Raw genomic sequence first — 25,557 nt, 5'->3', positions numbered from 1 at the left:
AGAAGGATAATGGAAGTTATTTTTGTCATATCATTACTGGCCGTCATTATCAAAGATATTAAAAAAACAAAACCGCAGAGGATTCTGCGGTTTTTCTTTATAAGTGCCTGAAATTATTTCTTATTAAAATCCCCTGCAAAAACAGAAGTCAGCTTATCTTCACTGATATATTTTTTAAGAACATCGTTTACCTGACCTACCTTTAAGGCTGAAACTTTCGCTTCCAATGTATCATAATCCTCCAAAGGAATCCCATATTGAAGCTGAGAGTTGACAAGCCCCATCAGGGTACTATCATTTCCTAAGCTTGTTTTTCTTGAAGTCAGCCATGAAGTTAAGTTAGACTTAAATTCTTCCTCAGTAAATCCTTCTTTCACCGCTTTATTCACCTCTTCTTTTAAGGCTTTGTTTACAGCATCTTTTTTAGTTGGATTAAAGAATGCATACCAACCCCATGATGCTACATCATTATCTGTCGGAATACCCATATATGAACCTGCTCCATAACTGATTCCTTCTTTTTCACGCAGTCTCATAGGGATTCTTGCTGTCATGAATCCTCCACTACCCAACATTTCATTAGCAATCAACAGTGCCGGATAATCAGCACTCTGTCTATTCATAGAAAAACTAATCTTTCCAACAGCAGCTCCGTTTTCTTTATCCGGAGTTAAATAGATTTTATCTTCTTTTTTCGTAGCAAAAAGCTCAGGTTTGATTTGTTCATAGTTAGATTTGGAGTTCCATTTCCCGAATGTATTTTCCATTAATGAGGATCCTGTTTTAGAATCAATATCTCCAATCATGGTTCCTACTCCATTATTACTTCCTATAATCTTATTGTAAAAGTCTACAAGCTCCTGTCTTTTGATTGTTTTATTGGCTTCAATCTGTTCTTTGAAAGATGGAGTATAATAGATACTTTCTTTAGGATAGTTTTCTGTAACTTTTCCAATCTCTGTAAATGCCAATGCCTGTGGATCATTTAAAGATCCTTCCAGATAGGTATTGTATTCATTGACGGTTTTAGCTAATTCTGCTTCAGGGAAGTTAGATTCTGTAAGAATTTCTTTCATAAGATCCATTACTTTCGGTAAATGCTCTTTGTATGTACTTACATTAGCAGATAATGTCTGCCCTTTGAATGAGAAGCTGATGGAAGATTTCCATTGATCCAGCATATCCTGAATCTGCTCTTTGGTGTGAGTCTTAGTTCCCGTTTTCATCACTTGGGCCATCAAAGCTCCTATTTGGGATTTTCCGCTTAAGTCTTTGGCATTACTTACAGGAAAGCGGAAGCTTCCCAATACTTTTCCACCTTTAATTTCTTTCTTAATAACTCCATACTTCATTCCGTTGCTTAATTTTCCTTCAGAAAGATTGGCTTTTAGGTTTTTAATGCTCGCTTCAAAAGGAGCGACTTCTTTTTCTAAAGCTTTTCCTTTGTAATCTTTCGTTAGAGCAGCAATCTGGTCATCAGAATATTCTATATTTTTAACTCGTATCTCATCTTTAGCAGGTACAAATACTCCTACTGTTCGGTTATTGGTTTTAAAATATTTATCAGCAACTCTTTGGATATCGGCTAAAGTCAGTTTTTCAACGTTATCACGATATAACATTCCTAATTTATAACTTCCGGCACCTACAATCTCAGTAAGCCCAATCGCAAAATTGATTGTGTTATTTTTTGTGTTCTCAATTTGCTTTAAAATTTTAGCTTTTGCTCTTGCAACATCCTGCTCCGTATATTTAATGGTTGAAACTTTATCCAGCTCTGCTCTGAACTCGCCCTCTACAGCTTTCACATCTTTATCTGCAGGAACTTCCAAACCGAAATACATAAATGCCGCATCTCTTACCGTTGGCTGGTAAGAATAAACAGAAGCTGCTTTATGCGAATCAATCATGGCTTTATATAAGTATCCTGAAGGATCTGCGGTTAAAATCTCCGATAACGCATCTAGTGCAGCATAATCTTTATCTGCATAAGGCGCTGTATGATACAATGCCCCAACGATTTTACTGTCGCCTGAACGCTTCAACTCTACAAAACGTTCTCCATCCTGAGCCGGCTCAACAGTATAGGTCTGATCTAAAACTCTTGAAGGTCTTGGAATCACCGAGAAGTATTGAGAAATATAATTTAAAGCCTGTTTTTCATCAAATTTACCTGCTACAACAAGAGTAGCATTGTCTGGCTGATAATGTTTTTCATAGAATTTTCTAAGCGTTGGTGCTTTTACTCTTTCAATATCTTCTTTGCTTCCAATGGTACTGTTTCCATAGTTGTGCCACAAATAAGCAGTGGATACAATACGCTCCATTAAAACGGAACCAGGATTATTTTCACCGATCTCAAATTCGTTTCTTACTACAGAGAACTCTTTATCCAAATCAGATTGAAGAATCGTTGCATTCACCATTCTGTCAGCTTCCATTTCTAAGGCCCATTTCAGGTTCTCATCACTGGAAGGAAAAATTTCGTAATAATTTGTTCTGTCATACCAGGTTGTCCCATTGGCATCGCCTCCTTTATCTGATAATTGTTTTTTAATATCCCCTAATTTCTTAGTGCTCTTAAATAACATATGCTCCAGTAAATGAGCCATTCCCTTTTCTCCATAGCCTTCGTGCTTAGAACCTACATTGTAAATAATGTTTACCACCATATTACTTTGGGAAGGATCCGGAATCAAAAGAACTTTCATCCCGTTACCCAGGGTATATTCTTTTACTCCCTCTGTATTGTTTACAAATTTTGGAGCTTCCGCTTTCTGTGAAAATAGTGGGGTCGCGATTCCCGTGAAAAATAGGACAGCCGTCCCAACCAATAGATTTTTCATGTGTTTTGTTTTAAATCTGTTTAATTTTGAGTATTTTCAAGTCTATTATAACAATTAGACTCAATAAATCACCAAAATGTTACAAATTTTGTCATAAAATTGCAGGAGAAATAGAAATTTGGAGTAATGAAGCCTAAAGCCTTATTTAACTGGAGCAGCGGAAAAGATTCTGCATTGGCTCTTCACAAAATTTTACAGGAAGATCAGTATGAAGTCTGTACCCTATTAACAAGCATTAATAAAGAGTTTCAAAGGATTTCCATGCATGGTGTTCATGTTCTTCTGTTGGAGCAGCAAGCTTCTCTTCTGGGTATTCCCCTTATTAAAATGGAACTCCCAAAAGAACCTTCCATGGAAGAATATCAGGAAATAATGAATACCACAATGGCTGAAATACAAGCTCAAGGTGTTACCTATTCCATTTTCGGAGATATTTTTCTCGAAGATCTTCGCCAATACAGAGAAAAACAATTAAATACCATCGGAATACAGGCTGTCTTTCCTCTTTGGAAACAAAATACCTCAGACCTCATCCGGGAATTTTTAAAATTGGGATTTAAAACAATCGTAACCTGTGTAAATGGTACTTATCTTGATAAAAGCTTTGCGGGAAGAATTATTGACCAGCAGTTCCTTGATGATCTTCCTGAAAATGTAGATCCTTGTGGAGAAAATGGGGAATTCCATACGTTTACTTTTGATGGACCTATTTTTAAAAGTCCGGTTCAGTTTGAAATTGGAGAAACAGTGAAAAAGACGTATCCTAAACCGAAAACTAATCCGGAGGATGAGGATGAAAACTATGTTTTCTGGTTCTGTGATCTGATTCCAAAATAACCTACAAATGATATTTTTGAGCAATGAATATTTGAATAAAACAATTGATATGAACTCATAAGTCTATGTTGCTATGTTGTTGACAAAAATTACCTTGTTTTTTACCACATAGCAACATAGAATATGATGCAAAATGAAGCTAATTATACATCCTTCGAAATATACTTCTATTTTAATTGTGTAATAACAGTGTTCATGGTATCAAAGATCAGCTGAACATCTGTTTCTGTGGTTTTCCAATTCACAAAAGCTGCACGGATGCCTTTATGCTGATTATAAAAAGTGGGAGTCATAAAAACTTTTCCTGTATGATTAAGCATTTCAAGAAATCTTCCTACCTCATCCTGTTTTTCATCATCTTTAAGGGTAAAACAAACCGTATTGAGGCGTACTGGAGCTAAAAGTTTAAAATCATTACTATTTTCAACCAGTCTTCCAAAATTTCTGGCCAGTGAAACACTATTTTCTACAATATCCCGATATCCTTGTTTACCATAGGCCATTATAGAAAACCAGGCAGGAAGAGCCTTTAATCGTCTTGAGTTCTCAGGAAGAAAATTTAAATAATTGAAATCAGCCAACGGATCAACTAAATAGGGAGCATTTGAATTCTGAAAAGTTTCTGCCTGCAAAATATTATATTGTTCTTTTACCATAAATAAAGCACTTTCGTAAGGCACATTCAACCATTTATGACAATCTATGGTAATACTGTCTGCATATTCCCAACCTTCAACAAGATGTTTATAATGTTCAGAACAAGCTGCAAAACCTCCAAATGCGGCATCAATATGCCACCAGAAATTATACTTTTCCTTTAATTTTTTTATTTGCATAAAATCATCAAAATCCACAGTATTTACTGTTCCTCCGCTGGAAATCAATATAAACGGTTCACCATTTAGGTCTACAATTTGTTCTTCCAGATCCTTAATAGAAATGGCTTCACGATCATCCCCATCTGTTTTAATTTTGATAATGTTATTGCTGCCCATCCCTAAAAGAGACAAAGACTTTATAGATGAAGAGTGGGGAGTTGCCGTAAGCACTTTGAGGGTTTCAGAAATTCCTTCTTTAGCAAAATCTCTTCCTTTTTCTTTTCCCAGCCATTGACGGGCAACTGCCAGACAGGTAAAATTAGACATTGTTGCTCCTGTTACAAAGCCACCTAAAAAGCTATCAGGGAGTTCCAGTAGCTCCAGGATAAGCTTTATTGTTTCCATTTCTACATTTGCTGAAATATCTCCCTGCCCTTTTGTGGATTGGGTATTTTGGTCATAAATGGTAGTAAGCCAATCACCAGCCACAGAAGCTGGAGTAGCGCCTCCGGTAACAAATCCAAGATATCTCGGCCCAGCCGACCCTACCATAATAGGTTCAAATCTTTTATTGAATAGTTTTATGACTTCTTCCGTTCCGTAGCCATATTCTGGAAGGCCTACCGATTCTGATACAAAAGGACTATTAATAGATGTAGGTCTGTCTGCAAGGCTGTTCAGATATTCAGCACTTTGCTTTTTTATAATGTCCAATAGATGGCTTATGTTCACTGAATCATTTTTCAAATGCTCTTTCATGATTTAAGGATTGTATATAATCTATTCAAATGTATTGAATAGTCTTCAAAGAACCATTAAATGTAGATTAATTACGTTAAATATCCTTTCTTAGCACGCATTTTGCATCCTACAACGCTCTTAAAAATTTCAGTATCTTTAAGAATATCAATTTTAATTTCAAAAAATAAACACCCGTGATCAAAAATTTATTGTTCCTTCTTCCCTTTTGTTTTTTATTATCATGTAAAACAGAAACTCCACCACCACCCGTTGATAAAAAAGCCATTATTGATTCTACCATCACTGCTTTTCAGAAAACACTTTTGGAACAACAGATTGATTCTGTATTCAAAAAGTATCATTTCAATGGAAGTATTGCGGTTTTCAAGGATTCCCTTCCTCTTTACAGAAAAGAAAACGGATATTCTGATTTTAAGAGAAAAGCTACAATAGACAGCAATACCATCTTTGCCATCGGATCTGTAAGCAAGCAGTTCACTGCCGTTATGATTTTACTTCAGATGGAACATGGAAAATTAAATGTGACGGATAAAGTTTCTAAGTATTTAAAGGAATTCCAGATCAAAGAATATGAAAATATTACGATTCATCAGCTTTTGAACCACACTTCAGGATTGAATTTGATGGGTGGGAAACTGATGTTTAAAAACGGAACAGATTTCTACTATTCCAATGATGGATTTAATGCACTTGGAAAAATCGTAGAAACAGTATCTGGAAAATCATACGATGACAATGCGTTGGAATTGTTTAAAAAAGCAGGAATGACCCAATCTTCAACCGGAGATATTTTTAAAGGCTCTAATTTTGCGTCAGCCTACCTTGGAAATACAAATAAGTCTCAGGAAGTTCCCAACATGCCTAAAAGACTAGGTGGTAAAGAAATCGGAACACCTGCCGGAGGAATTCTTTCTACTATTCAGGATCTTCATACATGGAATAATGCATTGTATAGTGGAAAAATTCTAAAACCTGAAGCACTTAAATTCTTCATGGCAAAAAGTGCGGAAAGAAGACATGCTATCTTTGGAAAAATGGGCTATGCCTATGGAATCATGCTCAACATAGGCAAGCCGAATTCTTATTTTCACAGTGGATATGTAAAAGGCTCCCCTTCCTTGAATATCTACTACCCTGACACGAAGACTTCCGTGATTATCCTTTCTAATATTGCAGATGAAGAAAAAGGGAAAGGCCTGGTCTTTAAACCACATATTGAAGTGAAGAAGATCACAGATCATCTTGAAAATACTCTTACCCAGCTTAGATCAGGACATTAATTTTTCTTGCCTTATCATACAGGAGTTGAATTTTTACTGCCATAGCATATAAAAAGAAAATCTTTATCATTCCACTTCCAATAACTATCAGATCATCATAAAGAAAATAGGCGGAAGTGAAAAGCACAATACCAACTAGAGCATTCTTTAAAATCAAAGGATGAAAGCTCAGTTGTACATAATGATACAGTCTCATTTTTCTGAAGATTGCATTATAGGCTAAAAGTAAAATCATAGCACTTATTAATGTAATTTCAGAATACATAAATACATTCGGCACACTCACCGTAAATATGAAATTAAAAAGAATCAACGCAAAAACAAGAGCATATAACATTATATTTTTGAATCTTTTTTGAAGCATTTCTTTTTCGAGTTTTGTAATCTTCCTAAATGAGAATATATCTGCTTTTACAAGATCCAACTCATGTTTCCAACTCTGTCTCGTAATCTGAAAAGCTTCATCAAAGTTAAATTGTTGTTCTTCCATGAGGCCTGAAATTTGTTGAACAAAATGATCTTTAATCTCAATAAATAATTTCTGATTCAGATTCTTTGACAAAAGATACTGGTGTATTTGTTTTTCCTGTGTAAGAGTAATCATATAAAATGGTTATTAGTTTTTAATTTTTTTTTGAGTAAATTTTCACTGAAGGATCGTGAGATATAAGAAAGTCTTTATTTTTACTTTCCCCAACTCTATTTATCATATGCTGAAAATAGATTGAAGATTTACCAGATAGCTTTTCATTTCATTCTCCTGCTCTGCCTGCTGTTTCTTTCCTTTTTCGGTAAGCAGATAATATTTACGATCTCTTCCGTTTATTTTCTGAATTTCCGAAGTAATCATTCCATCACCCTCCAGCTTATGCAGTAGCGGATAAAGTGCTCCTTCTGTCATTTCAAGTTCACCCTGGGTAAGCTCTTTTGCTCTTTGGGTAATTTGATAACCATACATTTTAACCTCTTTTGAAAGCAGTTTCAAAATAATGTTCTGTAAAGTTCCCTTATAAAGACTATTTTTTTTCATGTGGCCATACAATACATTGCAAATTTATGCATAATTTTCTTATGCATTAGGATTTATTTTAATTTTTTTAATTTGCTTTATGAAAAAAATGTACTTCATAGCCATCTATCCGCCTGAGGATATTATTGAAGAAATAAAGGTTTTCAAAAGAGATATGGCAGTTTCTTATGGTAATTCCAAAGCCTTAAAAAATGAGGCCCATATTACTCTTTTCCCTCCTTTCTCCAGAGAGCTGGAATTGGAAGAAGATATTCACATTGCATTTCAAAAAATTAACACCAGCCTTTCACCCTTTGAAATTGAATTGAATGGCTTCGGCAGTTTTGCCAATCCCAAAAATCCGGTGATTTTTGTGCATCCTGAAGACAATCTCTCTTTAACAGATCTTCACGATAGGGTAAAACAGCAGTTTAACTTTACAAAATATTCTTTTACCCCACATATGACTGTAGGATACAGGGATCTTAGCTGGGAAAATTATCTTAAAGCCTGGGAAAAATATGAGCACCAAGAATACAAAACTAAATTTTTAGTTAATAAAATTCTATTGTTACGCCATGATGGGAATTGGGTTCCTATTGCAGAGAAAAAGCTAGCAGAGATCAACTAGTTAGTCGATCTCTGCTAGCTTAAATTTATTCTTTTATAATCTTTTGGGAAATAATAATGTTTTTATTTTCAATGATATTCATCAGATAAGTTCCGGTCGGAAAGTTTTTAATATCAATTTTGATTGATGCGGGTTCGCTTAGCTCAAACTTATTAGGAATACGTTTTCCTGAAGCATCATATATTTCAACATTCATATTTTTCGAGAAGTCTTTTTTTCCTTTTATATAAAATTCACCTGTTGTAGGGTTCGGATAGATGCTGAATCTTCTTTCTTCCGCATTCACTTCAGAAAGTCCAAGGGTAGATTTTATTAATGTCCAAGAAACATTCGTAATATGTATACTGCTATGATTATCCACTTTCAAAAGAGGATTGTCATCTACAACAGAAAAGAGTAATGTATTACTTCCCGCATTAAGTTGTGAAGGGCTCAGAGTAAGTGTATTTCCCGTGGCTGTAAGTGTGGTTCCGTTCAGCTTCCAAGAATTGACTAGAGTATTAGGAACAGGAAGTATTTCATCCACTGTAAAGGTAACATCCGCTGAAGCATTTACTGAAGAGGTATTGGCTGGTGTAAAAGAATCCACAGGAGAAACTAATGAATGAATTTTTTCAATGATCGTTTCTTTACACACGGAACAAAATTCTCTGTCAAGAAATCTCATCTCGCAATTCTGATGAGGTCTAAACCATGTTGGGCTCTCTGTGTACGGATTGATTCCTATTCCATTTATCCCGATCCAGTTTTTCCATTTTATTGTAGCAGGATTAGAATTCTGGGTCTTATTGGGTGATTCAAGTGAACCTGCAAACCAATATTCATCGGCTAACTCCCCAAATGAGTGTCCTAATTCATGAACTACAATCTCATTGGATGCAGCCGCTAAAGAAGCAAAAGCATAAGTGCCACCACATCCTCCGTATTCTGTGGAGTTGCCTAATATGTATGTAATATCATAATCAGGAATACTAGCAGCCAGTACCTGTCCTACTTTATTAGTGGTATTGCTGTAGATACATCTGTGAACCCCGAAATCAAATGAAGAGCCAAGATAGTTGTTGGGGTTAGACACAGGAATTACCGGCTCAATAACATCTGTAGCAGTTCCCGGGTGTTTCACTCCAGATTCTGTGGAGACAACTTTAACAGCATAGGCATTGAAGTAATTTTTATACTGATTATAGGGGCTTTTTGTAAAAAGATAATTTATAGTAGTAGTAGCTGCTGTCGTAAATGCAGCTTGTTCAGCAGTGGTAAATCCATCTCCTAGTACAGCAATCACCACACGTTTACTATTATCACCGTTTTGTAAAAGAGGAACGGTTTCAAATACCTGAGCAAAACAACTGCTGCTGATCAAAAGGGAGAATAAAACTTTTTTCATAATGATAGTTTTTGAGTGAATAATAGTTGAACTCCTGATTCTGTTACTTTCTCAATTTTTACAAGTTGGATATTTTCAGAATAAGAAAACCTTGCACTGAACTCTGCGTTCTGAAGAGATGCTTTTTGTCTTGTAATTCCTTCTTTTTCGTAAACTTCTAATGTAGGGTTAAGCGGATTTTTTATAAGCTGTTGTGCTATTTCTCTTCCTCCCGACTCTGCAAGTGTAATGATATAATCCCCTTTTTGAGCTTCATTTCTTTTAAAAGAAACACTGTATTTTAATCTTCCATTTGAAATTCTGCTGTTTTGGAGGACGATTTTGTCAATCCCTGATTGATCTTTATCTGCCTTAAAAAACAGATAAATAATTCTGTCATTTTCTGTTGTGACAGACGAATTAGTGGATAACTCTGTCTCACTTTCTTTTTGAAAACTACATAATAAAAGCGTGAGAATGATTAGACCATTGAATAATTTTTTCATAATCAATTTTTATTTAAAATTAATAAACTCCTCAATTAATTTTAATCAAAAACAGAAAAAAAATAAAAAAACATAGAAAAATCACCAAAACAATCAATGTAAAAATGAAAATTTTAAATATAATCGAATATTTAAAATATATTTTTCCAGTCTTTAAAACGTGAGAAAGCCCTATCTTTGACCCTAATGATTGCAGAGAAGATAATTTTAGGTATTGATCCCGGAACAACCGTGATGGGATTTGGTCTTATTTCCGTTAAAAAAGGTAAAATGGAGATGATTGCCCTTCATGAATTGATTCTAAAAAAATATCCCAACCATGAGACCAAGCTAAAATATATTTTTGAAAAGACATTAGCATTAATTGACGAATATCATCCTGACGAAGTAGCACTTGAAGCCCCGTTCTTTGGAAAAAACGTACAGAGTATGCTTAAGTTGGGAAGAGCTCAAGGGGTTGCTATGGCAGCCAGCTTATATAGAAATATTCCCATCACTGAATATTCTCCTAAAAAAATTAAAATGGCCATTACCGGAAATGGGAATGCCAGCAAAGAGCAGGTAGCGGGAATGCTTCAGAATCTTTTTAAGCTAAAGGAATTCCCAACAAAATATTTAGATGCTTCTGATGGTCTTGCTGTTGCTGTATGTCATCATTTTAATTCCCGAACGATTACAGATACCAAATCTTATTCTGGATGGGATAGTTTTTTGAAGCAGAATCCGGATAGGCTGAAGTAATACTTACTCCCTAAACTTAATTAAAATTTTGTTACATTTTACCGTTAAACAACTCTTACCTCTAGCTTGTCTGAAAACAATTTTATTGTTTTTTAAAGTAAATCCAATCACTGCTTATAAAATGACAGTTTTTACAGATTCTTGTTTCTAAAGAGACTTTAAAACGATACCATTTATTTTTTTCTAAAGGAGAAGGGCTAAAAATATTGAACTTATATTGCTTTGCCCTATTCTTTTTAAGTAAAAACGTGTATGGAAAACACGGCTCTACAAAGCAATCAAAATGTTTTTTAGGATAATCGATATCTTCATACCCTTCGACTTCAGTATCACTTTTCTGGAATGCTGTAACTATTAAAGCATTATTATCAATATTGTCAGAAATCCTAAGTGATTTTTTATTAGGGTTTCTGATTTCAAGCATTACTTCTCCCATATTAATGTTATCAATATGAATCTTATAGGTGTATTCCGTTTGTTTTTCCTGTCCTAAACAGGTAATAAACAAGAACATAAAAATTGAAAAAATAATTGGTTTCATTAGCGTAGTAAAAATTGAAAAGATAAATTCATCAAATACTTGCTTTTAACATGTGCGGGAACAGCTTCTCTTCCATTAGTGCCATTCCAGTATTCACTTATACTTTTAGTCCATTGCTGCATTGCTGAACTTTCCGCAGGCGGCAGGAATGGGTTAGTAACCGTTTGAATATAAGCATCAAATTCCCTAAAAGAATGATATTCATAGCTCTTATCAAATTTAATTAGGATATAGTTTTGCTTTATGTGGTGCCATTCATGAAACAATGCTCTTGTAGCAGTTCCAAACTCTTTCAAGAACCCAGTATGGATTTCGATCCATGCGCCATCTTTAGCTTCTGAATGAGTTACAAAAAATGTTTGATCGTCTTTTCTTATATCGTATCCACAAAAATATTCTACTAATCCTTCATTAAATTTAAATGTACTTGTCAGAAGGTTTAATGCGCCTTCATATTTTCCTTCTTTTAGCATTTTATAATAAGCTGTTTTTGTTTCCTTATAACGATCTTTATCTTCTTTCGTTGCAGATATATCTTCACCAGCTTTTTCAAATGCCATGTGTCCTAAATGGTTCAATCCACTAGTTATTAATCCCTGTCTCATTCCCATCCAAAAATTTCCTCCAGCAATTACAGAAGACATTCCTCCACTTAATCCACCTGAAACTAACATAATAGCTTTTAACAAATCTGGATTTCTACTTCCAAAGTTACTATATTTTCCGGCAGTACTTATTGCTCCTCCGGCTCTTCCTAAAAATTCTATTCCACTTGAGATGATGGAAGAAACAGCTCCTGAAAGAAAACCTGAACCAAAGTTACCGGTTTCAAGGGTAGACATAATTCCTCCTGCCATTGCATGCATACCGGCTTGGAGCGCTGCCCTTCCTATGAATCCAACTGCGGCACTTGATGCCGCCGATCCAATTCCAAAGCTTACAGCTCCCATAACGGTACTTATTACAGCGGCTTTGCCTAATCCATACCAGACTGGAATTCCGTTAATTGCATTGATAATAATATGAGTTGTAATTCCTATAGCTGCAGCAATTACTAGAGTAAGACCAATACCTATGGAAACAGGATCATTTCCGTCAAGATCAATATACAGTAGAGGGTTATTATTTACATATCCATAGAGGTCATAACTTTGAGTATTAAATACATCCGGCACCAGATTATCAGGACTTAAAAACTTCCTTAAAATAGGATCATAAAGACGTGCATTCATATTAACCAGACCTACTGTCCATAGATGTTCATGCCCTGTGTAACCTCTGTCTAAGAATAATTTTGCATTTGCTAATTCTTTGGTGTTTGTTGTTGTTTGCCCCGCAGAATTCGTTAAAGCTTTTAAATTACCCCACGCATCGAAAAACCGTTTTTCAACTACTGATCCATCGGCTTTTGTAATTCCCAAAATACTTCCCAGATTATCCCGGTGGAGATAATAATTATTACTCTCTGCTAGAACACCATCATTTAAGATTTCTTTCTTAATATATTCACCGGAATAAGGATCTCCGGTAAGATAGGTAACAATTTCAATATTTTTAACAAGCACTCCGTTGGCCTGTCCAATTCCACTTTTAATTTCTATCGAAAAATCAGAAGAATAATATTTGACATTGTTGTTTTTTCTTGATTGCATTGCATATCTTGTTCTGAGAATATTATATTCGAAATTTATATCCTCTTTCCCTAAAGTAATCTTATTAGGGCTTTTAAATGCATTATAAGCAATATTGGAAAATCCTCGCTGCTTAATAACGCTTTCTCCATTTACATTAAAATCAATCCCGTTTATTTTATAATCATTTGAATTATATTTATAGGTTCCCAGTTCTGTATTTGAAGTTAATCTGCCTCTATTATCGTAAGTATATTCATTCGTTAAAGCACCATTCAAACTCTCGGAGAGTAAACGATTGAGAGTATCATAGGTAAAGTCTTCTCTTCTCCCAAAAGTGTTATTTTGTCTACTGTTTAAGATTCCTTTATTAACATCATAACTATAATCAACATCAAGAACTATATTTCCATTATTACTATTTTGATGTTTTATATTGGTTAATGATTGATCTGTAGTATTATATTGATTGGTTATTGTATACCCATTCCCATACTCCATTTGTGTAATCTGCCCCTTACTATTAATACTGGAAAGGTGCCAAATCATATTTCCTGCAACATTATCATTCTTTTGAATAAGAATTCCATTACTATCATACACATTTTTGATTGAAGAATTTGAAGTATATCCTGAGATTTGTGTTGAAATATTCAGAATATCAGCTCGTCCAAAATCATCAAATGTGGTAGATGAGGAGTATATAAAGTTGGGCGTTTCTTCTTTTTTCCCTATTATTCGGTAATATTGGTCATAATAAGTAGTATATACAAAAGATTTTCCGTTACTAGTTCCTGTTATAGTCTTTGGCAGTTTGGTTTGTCCATCATATATGTATGTTTTTTCAATATTTGTATTTTCAGCAGTAGTTTTTCCATATGTTTTTTCAGTCTGCGGTCTGCCTAAATCATCATATGTATACAAAGTATATCCTTTAGGATTTGTTTCTTTAATAATCCTGCTGAAATTATCATATTCATAGGTAAATATTCCAGCAGTAGGATCTGTTAATTTTATTTTATTTCCCCAACCATCAATTTCTATGGAGGTTTTTATTCCTTCATAACTTGTGTCTCTTAAAGCTCCATTAGGATAATAAGAAAAGTTAATAACACCGCCATGATCCTGTTGTTTGATAACATGTCCCATTGCATCCAATGTTTTGGCCGTTTTTTTACGACCATCATCTACTGTTACTTTCAGACCTTCATAACAAGTTGTAATCACTTTTCCTGTAAAAACGATATTCTTTACAGGTCGATTTAGTTCATCATATTCAATTGTGTTCCATTTTACGGTTTCTCCATCAAAAAATGGTTCTGATGTTTTTATTTTTCTGCCGAAAATATCATACTCTATTTTAGAAACGAACCATTTTCCATTTACGGCCTGGCTTTTAGTTTGAACTTCTCGATCAAATCGATCAAAAGTTACAATAGATTCAATTCCACCCTCTCTTTTTTTATGTAAATTGTAAACACCTCCTGTAGATGCATCTGCAACTGATTTGGAAATAGTGGTCTTTTTACCCAGAAAATCTATAACCTCTATAATGTTTCCCCATTCGTCATAATTATATGAAGTATTTAATCCTAGTGAAGAAGTTTCAGAGCTTGTGCGTCCTAATGTATTAACTATGGCCGTTGAAAATAATCCGTCAGGAGAGGTTGTCTTTACGATATAACGATTAGTACTATCATAATCATAGCTCTCAGTTTGAGAGGCAAGTCCTGTTGTTGATACCGTTTTTGATTTAGTATTTCCAAAAGAATCATAAATAAGGGTTGTTACAATGGGTGCTGATACTGCACTATTTCCATATTTTCTGATCTGAGAAACATTTCCATTAACATCATAATCTGATTCATCCTTAGTGGTAAATACCAAACTTCCTTTGCTGGTTGTATTTTCCACAGAAGTTATTTTACCATAAAAATAATGTCCTCCATTAGAAAATTCAGGTTTATAAGAATAACTAGATACAGATGAGCCTATTCCGTTATAATCAGTGGTTGCTTTTTTTAGTTTCAGATTATCAGTCTCGTCATATTCATACCTTTTGGTAATTTTAATATTTCTCAGGTTGTCTTTATTGATTTCATCCGTAGCCAAAATCATATACTGATGATTTCCTTTATCAAACCTAAAGTTGAAGATATTGTTATCTGTAATAAATTTGTTTATTCCTCCATAAGTACTTCTGATAATAGCATTATCCATTAAGGGGTCTCTGGTTGTATTTGTCCAGAAAAGCGCCTTCATAGGTGCTTTGTTTATATATTTCCCATCTTTAAGCTGAGATTCATAAGCATCACTCACATAAGTTTTCTGAAAACCTAAAAATCCTTTACCCCATAGATGCTGTATTGCATTTTCATATCTGTATTCCTTGGTAAGAATTTTCCCATCAAACAAGGTATTTATTTTATTGACGAGATAAGTAGAGCCATTATTCTTATGAACATAATAAGGATATCTGAAGTCTCCGGTACTGATATTATTGATATAACATTTTTCAAGATTATTATTCGTATCAATCATCATTGGTTTATAATCTACCAGCTGATCAACTCCTGAACCGTTAGAAACCTTTTTAATAAGTTGTTCTGTAAACTTATCATTATCAATAGTAAAAGAAATCTCCTTTCCTGTAAATGGATCTGAAATAGCTAGTTTTGACCTGTAGGTATTAAGGAAATTAAAGGTCGTATACTGTAAAGGAATAGAAAATGGAGAAATTAAATCCGCATTTAGAGGCAATACGGTATTTAAAGTGCTGAAGCCTGTATTATTATTTTCATGGAAGAAAACCTTATTGGTATACAGTGCATCTTTCAAGAACCATGGAAATGTTCCTCCAATAGGATCAAAGTATTTCACATCCAGGTTTTGCACTTCTGCCAATCCCAGCTTTTGTGTATCACTATATTTTACTTTTCCGAATTTGCTGAATGAAATAAGATCTGTTTTCCCATCATTATTGAAGTCCATTGGAATAATGGTTGTTGCACCATATTCAGTATAATCATACTCTACATCGGGACCAGACCAAAGCTGTTTCCAAAAAGAACCTCCTGCTCTGAAATAACTCCTTTGTGAAGGTGTGATATAAGACAGCTTCTGTGCTGTATAATCTTTTGTGCTTGATATAAAACTTTTTCCAGTACTGATGTACTGCCACCACATTTGCGGTTCGGTTTCCATTCTTTTAGCTACGTCTCCTGCAGAATTATCTTTATCAATAAAATAAATTTTCTTTGGAGTCATGAAATCTGTTAATCCATCACCATTGAAGTCTCCGAAAATAAGGGGAGTAAAACGCTTTGTGTAAATGTTATTAACAAAATCCGGTAAAACAACTCCCTGAAGATTATCCATTGGAACTAATCTTTTATTAGGAAAATCAATTTTATAAACAGAGTATTTCTCGCCATCAATAAACATGAGTTCCGGAATTCCATCACCATCCATCTCGATTTGATAGACCCTATCAAAATTTAAATATAAAGACCCTCCGGGATTGGTTAAATTGGGTATTGAAAATGGAATAGTTTCTGTTGAAGATCCTAACGTTTTTCCTACTTCAAAAGCATTAATTTGAAGAGGTGACCATGCATCACCGGGAATGAAATGTATTAAATCTAACAGACCATCATTATTAAAATCTCCTGAAACATAATTATCACAATTGGCAGAAAGATTAAGAGACATTTGGCCGGTCATGATATCCCAAGTCCATGTCCCATTGGACTGGAATCCCGTACTCATGGTTCTCACTTCCTTTGTCAGAAGATCAATGACTCGTAAAGTAGCAAAAAGCCCAGTATTAGCGATAATCAATTGATCTCTATCCGTAATTTTATTATCATTACTAAGGGCTTTTCCCACTATTAGCTTTGAACCTGGCTCAACCGGAATCCAATCTATTTTACTGCCTTTTGAACTAATTAGTGAAAAAGAGCCGTCCGTTCCTTTTGCAATATAGAAAGTCACTAATTCCCCCGTCCCATAAAAGTCTCCTGCAACAATGTCTCCCAATTCTTTTGTTTCTTTCGGAAACTTACTAATACCCTTTACATATTTATTTACGTATCCTGTTGTTACGCCTAAGTTATAATCAAAAGCCAAAGGTTTAAGTCTTGATCCGTCCTTATTCTCTACATCAATACGTCTTATTCTTTCATTGGTATTACTATTGATAAAATCGTGATCTAATATATATTTTCTAAAGATACCATCATAAGTAGAATGGCTGTATATATTTGAAACCACATATTTATTAATATATTTTATACCATTTCTATATGCCTCAGTCTGGGCTTTTCGTAATTTATATTCAAAATTAATACTAAACGGATCCCCTGTTCCTCCGTATGAAATCTTGGTAATCCTTGCAACATAATTGTCTACCTGATAAGTATAATTAATTGTATTATTAAAAGCATCCTGAAATACTGATATGTAGAATTGCCCTGGAGTAAGTTCTTTATACTTGGCCACTTTCCCATCTGTATACTGAATAATAAATTGAAATTCTCCGGTAGACTGTTTCGTAATCTTAATTTTAGAAAACTTCTCTGTAACAAAATTATTATCATCCAGTTTTATCAATCGAACTCCGTCCAGATAATAAGGATCTGTAGCATCATATTGAGCTCCTCTCGTAATACCATCAATCTCTTTATTCTGTCCACCTATCGAAATAGAGGAAAGTCCCATAATATTCCAGCCCCATCCGGCCATTCCGTTTCCGCCCTGGCTATTATACGAAAGAGCAATATTAGGTTGAAAGTCATTGATTCCTTTATGAATTTCTATAGGCAGAGTATAAGTTAATGCACCCGACTCTCCCACAGACATTTCAGCACTGATGGTAGGGGTCAGTCTATCATCAATACCTTTCTGTGCATCTGCTGATTGGGGCGAACTTGCCTGTTTCTCCGCATACCCTGAAGTATTATACTCCAGAGGAACCTGGATAACTTCCTGAGATTGAAAACCTGAAGCGAAGAATAAAAACAATAATATATGAAGTAGATTTTGCTTTCTCATTTTTACCATCTTAAAACGTTCTTAGAAATAATTTGTCCTGTATGTAACACGAAATTCACTACAAATACTCCCGGTAATTGGTTCTGGAGATTAAAACTTGTAGTACTCACTCCTTCAGCAGGCGCAAATCCATACACTGTATTGGCTGAAGAATTAAACACCTGAATATTATTAATCGTATTTAAAGCCGCTCCCGACCATGTAATTGTCACATTATAAGAATCAGAAGCCTTGGTAGGATTAGGAGCGATCACGATGCTTTTTTTAATAGCATCAAGCTCATCTGCAGTATACTCCTCATTCCCGGATCGTAAAGCATCTTTAATTCCGGATGTACTGCAATCTTTTGTAACGATAAAGTTTCCGGCCGTATCATATATGAAACAATTACTGGATCCTGTACTTGATGTCTTAGGATCTTGTGAGACCCTTTCTATATTAATAGGACATATTCTATTCAACACTTCATCCACATTATCCTTCCAGTCTAGATGAGCATAATTGGCTGTAAAGTATCCGCCCACCATGGATTCATAGCTTTTAATAGGAGGTTTTACTACCGCCTCTAAAGGATTAGGTATCCCTTCTGAATAAGTAGAAGTGCCATTATATTGTAAAGAATTGATGGTATAAAATTTATCTGGTGTACTCCAAACATTCGGTATAAAATTAGGAGCAGGCTCTTCATCATGCTTCCAATTAAAATCAATGCTTTCCACGGGTATATAACTGTTCAGATCCTCACCGTTGAATGAATATCCCAACTCTACTTTTTCTCTTAAATTTCTTAGCATCACCCTATTTTGATAGATGATTTGATCTTCCTTTCCTGCTGTTGTATTAAAATAGCTGGGAAAATCCGTCATATTATTAGGCATAGGACTATAGGCAACCACCATGAGCTGGCCTGATTTAATAATTTTGTCCGGAAGCCAAGCATAGCTTGCATAATCTCTTATAAACCAATTTCGAAGATTCAGATCCTTATCACTATAATTATAAATCTCTATAAACTCCCCCCTATGATGCCTTTTAGCATCTACTGTTCCTTGCCCGAATTTAGGTCTCTCATTAGCAGGAGTATTATAATATACTTCTGTAATCATGATCTGCCCACTCATTGTTACAGCAAAAAGGAAACTGATTAAAAGTATAACTCTATGGCTCATATCTTTGATATTTGTAGGTTAAGATTCTGTATATGAACAGGTTTATCATAGCTCCTATTCATATTGATTAATGCCAATAATTTTACCAAATCATCTTCGCCATCCGCAAAAGATCGTGGCTGCATCGCAATTTTTACAATACGATTTTTACCATCTTTATCTCCGCTTTTATGATAAAACTCTGCTATAACAACATTCATTTTATCTATAATATGCGAATTGGAAAGACCTCTCATATTTTTACACTGCGCTAAAATTTGTGCTTTAGCTTCTGGCAGATTATTTTTATAAATATTTAATCTTATTTTTCGAAGGTTTACTTCGAGTTCCATATTAAAATCATCCACCTCTTTTGCCATACTAACCAATAAAGAATCTAAAGTGGGAGAAAACGAGGTATTCTGTTCTTTTGATTTTAAAAAATAAATATCGAAAAGAGAAATAGCAGACCAGAATGAATTCTTTAGCGCATGATTTTGAGTCTCAACTGTAATAAGGGTATCAAATTGCTTTTGATAGCGTCCTAATTGTCTGATATATCCTAGAAACAACGGATCTTTTTTGTCAATTGTATTATAGTAAGTAAGTGCTTTATTAAAGGCTTCAGGACCCTTTTTCTCTTTTTTAAGTGTGGTAACGCTTACTTTATACAGTTCCCGGATGTGTTGTTTTCTATCCGGAGAATCGGGTTTGGCTAACAATTCTTTTAACTCAATCTCTAGCTGGTCTGATGATAATGCATCAAATCTTTTTTTAAAGCTTTGATATTGTTTTTTATTATACGCCTTTAAAGCCAAATTTTTATGAGGATGCACAGAATCGGCATTGAGTTCAACCAGTTTACAGATTTTAGAATATTGCTTATCCCTGTTATTACTTCTGGCATTGATGTCTGTTAAACTTTCAAATTTATTTTTAACTTCATTAAGCAAACGCCCGTCAAAGGCAATAAGTTTTTTGATTTTTTTATTCCCCAGAGAGGCATTCATATATTCTTTATAAAGACGACGCTGAAGATCAGAACTATCAGGATTTAAAGCCAGTGCGGCTCTAAACATAAGGATTACCTCCCATTCTTTCTTTTTCTCAGATAGCAGGGCTTTTCTCATCCCGTCATAAGCTCTGATTTCATTAGGATACTGCTCAATAATTTGTTTGTATTTAGCTTGAGCTTCACTCCATTTCTTTTGTTTTCTCAAATCTGCAGCCGATTTCAAAAGCTTATTGACATCTTCAAAAAAACCAGGTTTGGCCTTTGAAAATAAAAAACTAGGAAACAATAGTGAAATCATCCCTAATGAACTTAGAGATAAGAATGTTTTTCTGGTTATCATGATATAGTTTTTTTAAAAAGGGGAAGACAGGATTTTCGGCCTGTATTGCGATACCTCTAGAGTCATAATAACAATTGTTCGACTTCCCCTTGGTAACAAATTTAACATTTTTTATGACTCTTCCAAATAATTTCTGCTTTTTTTTCACAACAGCGTGTAAAACCCTTTTAATACTGGGTTTCAAAATATTACAAATTATAAAAGAAAGATAAAATTGATAAAAGATGAGCTGCTTTATCTTACCAATTATTAAAGTTGTTTTGTTTGAATTCTGATTTTACTCCATTATTAAAGGTAAAAAAAATAAAATTTTAATTACTTTGCAAAACATAATACTATCTTTTACATTGGTATGATTTTTAATACTACCTTTGTATAAATTTTCTATGATGAAAACAAACCAACAAACTATAAATCAAACGAATCATAAAATAAATTGGTTCCAGAAGTTCCTCATGATATGCTCCGGAGGGAACATTCATATTTTAAGAAAGACTCCAAGTGAGTGGAATAAATTTTCCGGTATTGGAGGAATTGTCCTATTCACCGCAGTGTTTGCAACTTTATCTGCGGGGTATGCTATGTATACAGTATTTGATGATATCTGGACATCAATAGGATTTGGAATTCTGTGGGGACTAATGATTTTTAATCTTGACAGATATATCGTGTCTTCCATCAAAAAAACGGGAACATGGTGGAATCAGATTCTCATGTCTATTCCCCGTTTAATCCTTGCTACATTTCTAGGGATTATTATTTCAAAACCTTTAGAGCTTAAAATTTTTGAAAAAGAGGTAAACAAACAACTCAACACCATTATCCAAAGGAATAAAAAACAGCTTCAGGGTGAAATGACGGGAAGAATTCTTCAGCAAAGCGGCCCTTTTGAAACAGAGAAGAAACAGATCGCAGAAAAAACTGCTTTATATCAGCAATCATATGATTCTGCATCTGTAGAACTTGAAAAGGAAATTTTGGGAAAAGAATCTGGTTTAACCAGTGGAAAAGAAGGATATGGGCCTAATGCCAAGCGTAAACAACAATTGAAAGAACAACGCAGACAGGATCTTGAAAATTATCAAAAACAGGTAGCTCCAAGACTCGAATATCTGGATAAAGAAATTTCAAAAGTATATACCAATCTTGAAACAGAAAGAAAATCTACAGAAACATTCGAAGATAAGTTCAATGGTTTTGCAGCCCGCCTTCAGGCATTGGATGAATTGGGTAAAAATTCTGCTATTATAGGACTGGCAGCCACGTTTATCATGGGGCTTTTTATCTGTCTTGAAATCTCTCCCGTTCTGGTAAAACTTATTTCCCATGTGGGACCTTATGATTATCTCCTGGAAAAAACTGAAAATGACTTCAAGCTCTATTCCAGGGAAAAAATTGAAAAGGGAAATGCATTGACTGATTTCAGAATTGATGATTTCAAGGATAATCTAAAAAAATAATGTATTTTTCATCTATGATTATTGATAAAGAAGAAATTCAGAAGAAAAAGAAAAAGCTGGACGATTGTAAAGCTTATCTTAAAAAAGAATTCATCGGCATAGATAAGATCATCGATGATATCATGGAATATATCCAGATCTGGTATTTGATGCCTGAGATTCTTACCCGTCCCGTGGTGATCAATCTATGGGGAATGACCGGAGTTGGAAAAACGGATCTGGTGAGAAAGATGGTTCGTTTTCTTGATTTTCAAAACCGTTTTGTAGAAATTGAATTAAGCAATACGGATGAAACATCCTGGAGTAAAAGTGTTTCAGATATCCTGCAGACTAACGGATTAAGTGATGAGAAACCCAGCATTGCCCTTTTTGACGAAATCCAACGTTTCAATACCATTGATCCGGATGGCATACCGGTTCCTCAAACTAAGTTCACTGATTTTTGGGAGCTTTTGAGCGATGGACGCCTGAGCAAAAGAGAAAGGGAGGACCTTGAACATTATTTATTCTCTTACCTTTTCCGAAAAAAAGAAAACGATAGACGAAAGCTAAACGGAGAAACAGAATTGGATGAAAATCCTTACCTGAATCTATGGGACGCCAAAGAATTAAAAAAATACCTCAGCATGGATGATGATGTCATGAGCATCATTGATATGAAAGAGGAAGATATGATTAAGCTAATCCGCAAAAAACAGAAAGAAAAGAAAATCTATGAGCCGGTGGATTACAGCAAAATGCTTATCATCATTAGTGGGAACCTGGATGAAGCCTTTCAGATGTCACGAGAGACCAGTGAAGCAGATGTGGATGCCAATATTTATCATGCATTCACTAAAAAAATAACAGTAGTTGATATTAAAAATGCTTTAGCCAGAAAATTCAGGCCTGAGCAGGTTGCCAGATTCGGGAATATTCATCTGATTTATTTTTCATTAAAAACCGAAGATTTTCATAAGCTGATCCAGCGGGAGATCAATAATCTGAAGCATAAAACCAAAACGAAATTTGGAGTTTCTTTAAAAATAAATAAGGCGATCAACGAACTGATCTACAGAAACGGAGTTTTTCCGGTTCAGGGAGTCCGCCCAGTATTCAGCAGTGTAGTAGATATCCTGGATACCAATCTTAGCAAGTTTCTATTCGAAGCAATTATCCATGATGATAAGACTATTGAGATCAACTATCTTCAGGAAAGCAAGATTATTACTGGAAAAATTGGTAACAGAACTATTGAAATTCCATATCTGGGAAGAATCGACAGCATAAGGCAGGCCAACCAACAGGATGCCGTGGCCAATATCAGTGTTCATGAATGTGGACATGCTGTTTCTTACATGCTCTATACGGGTTTTGCCCCTTTACAGCTTAAAAGTAAGGTAGCAAGCAGCTATGCAGCCGGGTTTACTTTTCCACATCAGATCCACGATACAAAGGAAAGCCTTTTGAATAGAGTCAAAATCTATCTTGCAGGGGGAATTGCCGAAGAAATTATTTTTGGAGACCAGCATGCCAGCATCGGAAGAAGTCATGACAGAGAGCAGGCAACAAGCCTGGCCATTGATTTTATCAGAAAATATGGTTTTGAAGAAGATTATCAGGCAGCTTATAATCTAGAAGCGTATCCTCACCGCATGCAGCAGCACATCACCGATGAAAGAATCGAAAAACTGATACAGGAGCTCGCACATAAGACAAGAGAAGACCTGATCCTACATCTTGATTTGCTTAAAAGTATGAGCATCACTCTTAGCGAAAAAGGAAGTATGTCTCCAAAGGAAATCTACGACATAGCTGCCCAACATCAATTAATAGTGAGCATTAAAGAAGAAGGATATCTTCATATTACAAATTATCACGATTTATTAAATTCCTAGAGAAAATATCTATAGAAACAGCAAAAGTCATTAATAAATTCAAACCTTTTAGTTCAATCTGAAAGGTTTTTCTTTTTAAATTTATACTAATAAAAATCGATTATCATGAAAAATTTACTTTATGCATCAACACTGTTTATGATCAGTGTATTTTCTCCTATACTAAAAGCTCAGGCATCAGAACCATTTCTAGGACAAATTGCTTTTGTTGCTTTTAATTTTGCACCAAAAAATTGGGCAGAATGCAATGGGCAACTTATGTCGATTGCCCAAAATCAAGCTCTTTTTTCTCTTTTAGGAACTACTTATGGTGGAGACGGAATTACAACCTTTGCATTACCCGACATGAGAGGAAGGGTACTTGTACACAATGGGCAAGCTCCCGGAGGACCTACCACTTACACGATGGGGCAGAATGGCGGTGCTGAGAGCGTCACTTTAACAGTACCTCAAATGCCTGCTCACAATCATATAGTAAATGCAGTGACTACTGATGGTAATCAAAATCTACCTACAGGAAACCTTCCCGCCAATACAAAAGTTTTGGATAAAGAATATTCGGATGTAGCTGCAAATACTACAATGAAGAGTACAATGCTGAACAATACCGGCGGAAATCAGGCTCATGAAAACAGACCTCCGTTTATTACTCTGAAATGTATTATTGCATTATACGGAGTATACCCATCACAAAATTAAAATTATGAAAATTCTTTACTTACTATGTCTGGCATTCGCAGGCTCAGCTTCAGCCCAGACAATCACTTTTAACGGATGTCATAATCTCTTTGAAGATCAAGATTTTACCTTCAACAAAACAGGAGTAGATGCTTTTAACAAAAACATCTATATGACAACCCCTATTAATGATCAGCAGCCTTGTGGTGGATTGGGGAACTGTGAGTTTAAAATTCAGTGGAATAATGCACTTACAAGATGGGAATTCCTTGGTGATGAAGGAGATGGTACTTTTACAACTCCCAAATTAATTTATTACAACTCAACAGGGAATAATTCCCTTCCTATACCACCAGGCAATAATGCTGGAACATGGATTGAAAACACTGCGGTAACCACCGGCCAATGTAGTGGTAACTTAACACCTAATAATTCTATAATGACAGGTGATGTACAGGGTCCCGCACTTGGAATACAGGAAGTTTCTAAAGACAAAATTCAATTTTTTCCTAATCCTGTTTCAGATTTCATCCAAATTTCAGGGATTAAGGATGGACAGATTATCCAGATTTACAATATTGACGGTCGACTTGTAAAATCCGAAATATTCAATTCAAAAATTGATGTTTCAGAACTTGCTTCAGGTGCCTATGTATTAAAAATTACAACCAGAGAATTTCAATTCTATGAGTTTAAATTCATAAAAAAATAGAATAATATTTTTTATAAATAAGAGCTTCTGGAGTTTCCAGAAGCTTTTCTGTCTCAGTTTAGGGAACATTTTTTGATAGTAATAAATATGCCTTCTAGTGTTGTTAATAATTTTATATACTTTCCGGAAACTGAAATATTAAGAATCATATATCAGTCGGGGGCTGTATACGATTATTTTAAAGTGCCACTTCACATTGCTGAAAACTTTGGCAAGGCATCTTCCAGAGGGACGTTTTTAAACAAAGTTATCAAACCCAGATTCAGGTATAGAAAAGTGAAATAAAAAAGACTGCCTCATCATAAAG

Annotated in this window: 19 protein-coding genes; 9 read left to right on the top strand and 10 right to left on the bottom strand. The window is 34.7% G+C overall.

Translation table 11 applies throughout. The features are described from left to right. Positions 1-113: 113 nt before the first annotated feature. Positions 114-2,846: a M16 family metallopeptidase gene (locus tag AC3HD6_RS11595; protein WP_488896486.1), complete on the bottom strand. Its 2,733-nt coding sequence runs from the start codon at positions 2,844-2,846 to the stop codon at positions 114-116. A gap of 126 nt (positions 2,847-2,972) precedes the next feature. On the opposite strand from AC3HD6_RS11595, the gene AC3HD6_RS11590 reads away from it, so the two are divergent. Further along, a complete protein-coding gene (locus AC3HD6_RS11590) occupies positions 2,973-3,683 on the top strand; it encodes a Dph6-related ATP pyrophosphatase (RefSeq protein ID WP_488896485.1) in 711 nt (236 codons plus the stop codon). 167 nt (positions 3,684-3,850) lie between these two features. Here AC3HD6_RS11590 and AC3HD6_RS11585 read toward each other — a convergent pair whose 3' ends face one another. Next, positions 3,851-5,260, bottom strand: coding sequence for a pyridoxal phosphate-dependent decarboxylase family protein (locus AC3HD6_RS11585; RefSeq protein WP_488896484.1), 1,410 nt, complete (start codon positions 5,258-5,260; stop codon positions 3,851-3,853). A gap of 176 nt (positions 5,261-5,436) precedes the next feature. On the opposite strand from AC3HD6_RS11585, the gene AC3HD6_RS11580 reads away from it, so the two are divergent. Further along, entirely contained in the window at positions 5,437-6,543 is a 1,107-nt protein-coding gene (locus AC3HD6_RS11580; RefSeq protein WP_488896483.1) for a serine hydrolase domain-containing protein, read from the top strand. Here AC3HD6_RS11580 and AC3HD6_RS11575 read toward each other — a convergent pair. Both AC3HD6_RS11575 and AC3HD6_RS11570 read right to left on the bottom strand, forming a co-directional pair. Next, on the bottom strand, positions 6,527-7,147 hold the full coding sequence (locus AC3HD6_RS11575) for a hypothetical protein (protein ID WP_488896482.1): 621 nt from the start codon (positions 7,145-7,147) through the stop codon (positions 6,527-6,529). The two genes, AC3HD6_RS11580 and AC3HD6_RS11575, sit on opposite strands and share 17 nt — an antisense overlap. 102 nt (positions 7,148-7,249) lie before the next feature. Beyond that, the gene (locus tag AC3HD6_RS11570; protein WP_488896481.1) at positions 7,250-7,573 is read right to left on the bottom strand and encodes a PadR family transcriptional regulator; all 324 of its coding nucleotides are present in this window, start codon (positions 7,571-7,573) and stop codon (positions 7,250-7,252) included. 79 nt (positions 7,574-7,652) lie between these two features. Between AC3HD6_RS11570 and AC3HD6_RS11565 the strand changes: the two genes are divergently transcribed. Further along, positions 7,653-8,183 (top strand): 2'-5' RNA ligase family protein, encoded by a 531-nt coding sequence (locus tag AC3HD6_RS11565; RefSeq protein ID WP_068944959.1) that lies wholly within the window; start codon positions 7,653-7,655, stop codon positions 8,181-8,183. A 25-nt stretch (positions 8,184-8,208) separates the two neighbouring features. Here the strand turns inward: AC3HD6_RS11565 and AC3HD6_RS11560 are convergent, their stop codons facing one another. Together AC3HD6_RS11560 and AC3HD6_RS11555 are read right to left on the bottom strand one after the other, a co-directional pair. After that, positions 8,209-9,570 (bottom strand): T9SS type A sorting domain-containing protein, encoded by a 1,362-nt coding sequence (locus tag AC3HD6_RS11560; protein ID WP_488896480.1) that lies wholly within the window; start codon positions 9,568-9,570, stop codon positions 8,209-8,211. Further along, positions 9,567-10,055 carry a hypothetical protein gene (locus AC3HD6_RS11555; protein WP_488896479.1) on the bottom strand — a complete coding sequence of 163 codons (489 nt, stop codon included), beginning with the start codon at positions 10,053-10,055 and terminating at the stop codon, positions 9,567-9,569. Before AC3HD6_RS11555 ends, AC3HD6_RS11560 begins: the two co-directional genes overlap by 4 nt. 186 nt (positions 10,056-10,241) lie before the next feature. Here AC3HD6_RS11555 and ruvC point away from each other — a divergent pair, with 186 nt between their 5' ends. After that, positions 10,242-10,796, top strand: a complete 555-nt coding sequence (gene ruvC, locus AC3HD6_RS11550) for a crossover junction endodeoxyribonuclease RuvC (RefSeq protein WP_488896478.1) — start codon at positions 10,242-10,244, stop codon at positions 10,794-10,796. Between the two features lie 82 nt (positions 10,797-10,878). Here ruvC and AC3HD6_RS11545 read toward each other — a convergent pair whose 3' ends face one another. From AC3HD6_RS11545 to AC3HD6_RS11530, 4 genes are read right to left on the bottom strand one after another with little or no spacing between them, the layout of a single operon-like run. Then, positions 10,879-11,337 carry a hypothetical protein gene (locus tag AC3HD6_RS11545; protein ID WP_488896477.1) on the bottom strand — a complete coding sequence of 153 codons (459 nt, stop codon included), beginning with the start codon at positions 11,335-11,337 and terminating at the stop codon, positions 10,879-10,881. Continuing rightward, positions 11,337-18,020, bottom strand: a complete 6,684-nt coding sequence (locus tag AC3HD6_RS11540) for an RHS repeat domain-containing protein (RefSeq protein ID WP_488896476.1) — start codon at positions 18,018-18,020, stop codon at positions 11,337-11,339. Before AC3HD6_RS11540 ends, AC3HD6_RS11545 begins: the two co-directional genes overlap by 1 nt. A 2-nt stretch (positions 18,021-18,022) precedes the next feature. Beyond that, positions 18,023-19,189: a lamin tail domain-containing protein gene (locus AC3HD6_RS11535; protein WP_488896475.1), complete on the bottom strand. Its 1,167-nt coding sequence runs from the start codon at positions 19,187-19,189 to the stop codon at positions 18,023-18,025. Then, positions 19,186-20,523, bottom strand: coding sequence for a tetratricopeptide repeat protein (locus AC3HD6_RS11530; protein ID WP_488896474.1), 1,338 nt, complete (start codon positions 20,521-20,523; stop codon positions 19,186-19,188). Before AC3HD6_RS11530 ends, AC3HD6_RS11535 begins: the two co-directional genes overlap by 4 nt. A gap of 389 nt (positions 20,524-20,912) precedes the next feature. Here AC3HD6_RS11530 and AC3HD6_RS11525 point away from each other — a divergent pair, with 389 nt between their 5' ends. From AC3HD6_RS11525 to AC3HD6_RS11505, 5 genes are all read left to right on the top strand, one after another. Next, positions 20,913-21,983: a DUF4407 domain-containing protein gene (locus AC3HD6_RS11525; protein ID WP_068945230.1), complete on the top strand. Its 1,071-nt coding sequence runs from the start codon at positions 20,913-20,915 to the stop codon at positions 21,981-21,983. Then, on the top strand, positions 21,983-23,860 hold the full coding sequence (locus AC3HD6_RS11520; protein WP_488896473.1) for an AAA family ATPase: 1,878 nt from the start codon (positions 21,983-21,985) through the stop codon (positions 23,858-23,860). Before AC3HD6_RS11525 ends, AC3HD6_RS11520 begins: the two co-directional genes overlap by 1 nt. 105 nt (positions 23,861-23,965) lie before the next feature. Further along, the gene (locus tag AC3HD6_RS11515) at positions 23,966-24,559 is read left to right on the top strand and encodes a phage tail protein (protein WP_488896472.1); all 594 of its coding nucleotides are present in this window, start codon (positions 23,966-23,968) and stop codon (positions 24,557-24,559) included. A gap of 4 nt (positions 24,560-24,563) precedes the next feature. After that, positions 24,564-25,250, top strand: coding sequence for a T9SS type A sorting domain-containing protein (locus tag AC3HD6_RS11510; RefSeq protein WP_488896471.1), 687 nt, complete (start codon positions 24,564-24,566; stop codon positions 25,248-25,250). A gap of 87 nt (positions 25,251-25,337) precedes the next feature. Beyond that, positions 25,338-25,535: a KTSC domain-containing protein gene (locus AC3HD6_RS11505; RefSeq protein ID WP_488896470.1), complete on the top strand. Its 198-nt coding sequence runs from the start codon at positions 25,338-25,340 to the stop codon at positions 25,533-25,535. Positions 25,536-25,557 lie beyond the last annotated feature (22 nt).

It is taken from the genome of Chryseobacterium sp. II3a (assembly GCF_057815135.1).
Note: the sequence above shows the minus strand (reverse complement) of the source record. Positions and strands in the feature narration are given on the sequence as shown.

Bases quoted from the DNA above. Each gene is read 5' to 3' on its own strand.
- AC3HD6_RS11595 (WP_488896486.1), bottom strand. From the start codon at position 2,846: ATGAAAAATCTATTGGTTGGGACGGCTGTCCTATTTTTCACGGGAATC.
- AC3HD6_RS11590 (WP_488896485.1), top strand. From the start codon at position 2,973: ATGAAGCCTAAAGCCTTATTTAACTGGAGCAGCGGAAAAGATTCTGCA.
- AC3HD6_RS11585 (WP_488896484.1), bottom strand. From the start codon at position 5,260: ATGAAAGAGCATTTGAAAAATGATTCAGTGAACATAAGCCATCTATTG.
- AC3HD6_RS11575 (WP_488896482.1), bottom strand. From the start codon at position 7,147: ATGATTACTCTTACACAGGAAAAACAAATACACCAGTATCTTTTGTCA.
- AC3HD6_RS11570 (WP_488896481.1), bottom strand. From the start codon at position 7,573: ATGAAAAAAAATAGTCTTTATAAGGGAACTTTACAGAACATTATTTTG.
- AC3HD6_RS11565 (WP_068944959.1), top strand. From the start codon at position 7,653: ATGAAAAAAATGTACTTCATAGCCATCTATCCGCCTGAGGATATTATT.
- AC3HD6_RS11560 (WP_488896480.1), bottom strand. From the start codon at position 9,570: ATGAAAAAAGTTTTATTCTCCCTTTTGATCAGCAGCAGTTGTTTTGCT.
- AC3HD6_RS11555 (WP_488896479.1), bottom strand. From the start codon at position 10,055: ATGAAAAAATTATTCAATGGTCTAATCATTCTCACGCTTTTATTATGT.
- ruvC (WP_488896478.1), top strand. From the start codon at position 10,242: ATGATTGCAGAGAAGATAATTTTAGGTATTGATCCCGGAACAACCGTG.
- AC3HD6_RS11545 (WP_488896477.1), bottom strand. From the start codon at position 11,337: ATGAAACCAATTATTTTTTCAATTTTTATGTTCTTGTTTATTACCTGT.
- AC3HD6_RS11540 (WP_488896476.1), bottom strand. From the start codon at position 18,020: ATGAGAAAGCAAAATCTACTTCATATATTATTGTTTTTATTCTTCGCT.
- AC3HD6_RS11535 (WP_488896475.1), bottom strand. From the start codon at position 19,189: ATGAGCCATAGAGTTATACTTTTAATCAGTTTCCTTTTTGCTGTAACA.
- AC3HD6_RS11530 (WP_488896474.1), bottom strand. From the start codon at position 20,523: ATGATAACCAGAAAAACATTCTTATCTCTAAGTTCATTAGGGATGATT.
- AC3HD6_RS11525 (WP_068945230.1), top strand. From the start codon at position 20,913: ATGAAAACAAACCAACAAACTATAAATCAAACGAATCATAAAATAAAT.
- AC3HD6_RS11520 (WP_488896473.1), top strand. From the start codon at position 21,983: ATGTATTTTTCATCTATGATTATTGATAAAGAAGAAATTCAGAAGAAA.
- AC3HD6_RS11515 (WP_488896472.1), top strand. From the start codon at position 23,966: ATGAAAAATTTACTTTATGCATCAACACTGTTTATGATCAGTGTATTT.
- AC3HD6_RS11510 (WP_488896471.1), top strand. From the start codon at position 24,564: ATGAAAATTCTTTACTTACTATGTCTGGCATTCGCAGGCTCAGCTTCA.
- AC3HD6_RS11505 (WP_488896470.1), top strand. From the start codon at position 25,338: ATGCCTTCTAGTGTTGTTAATAATTTTATATACTTTCCGGAAACTGAA.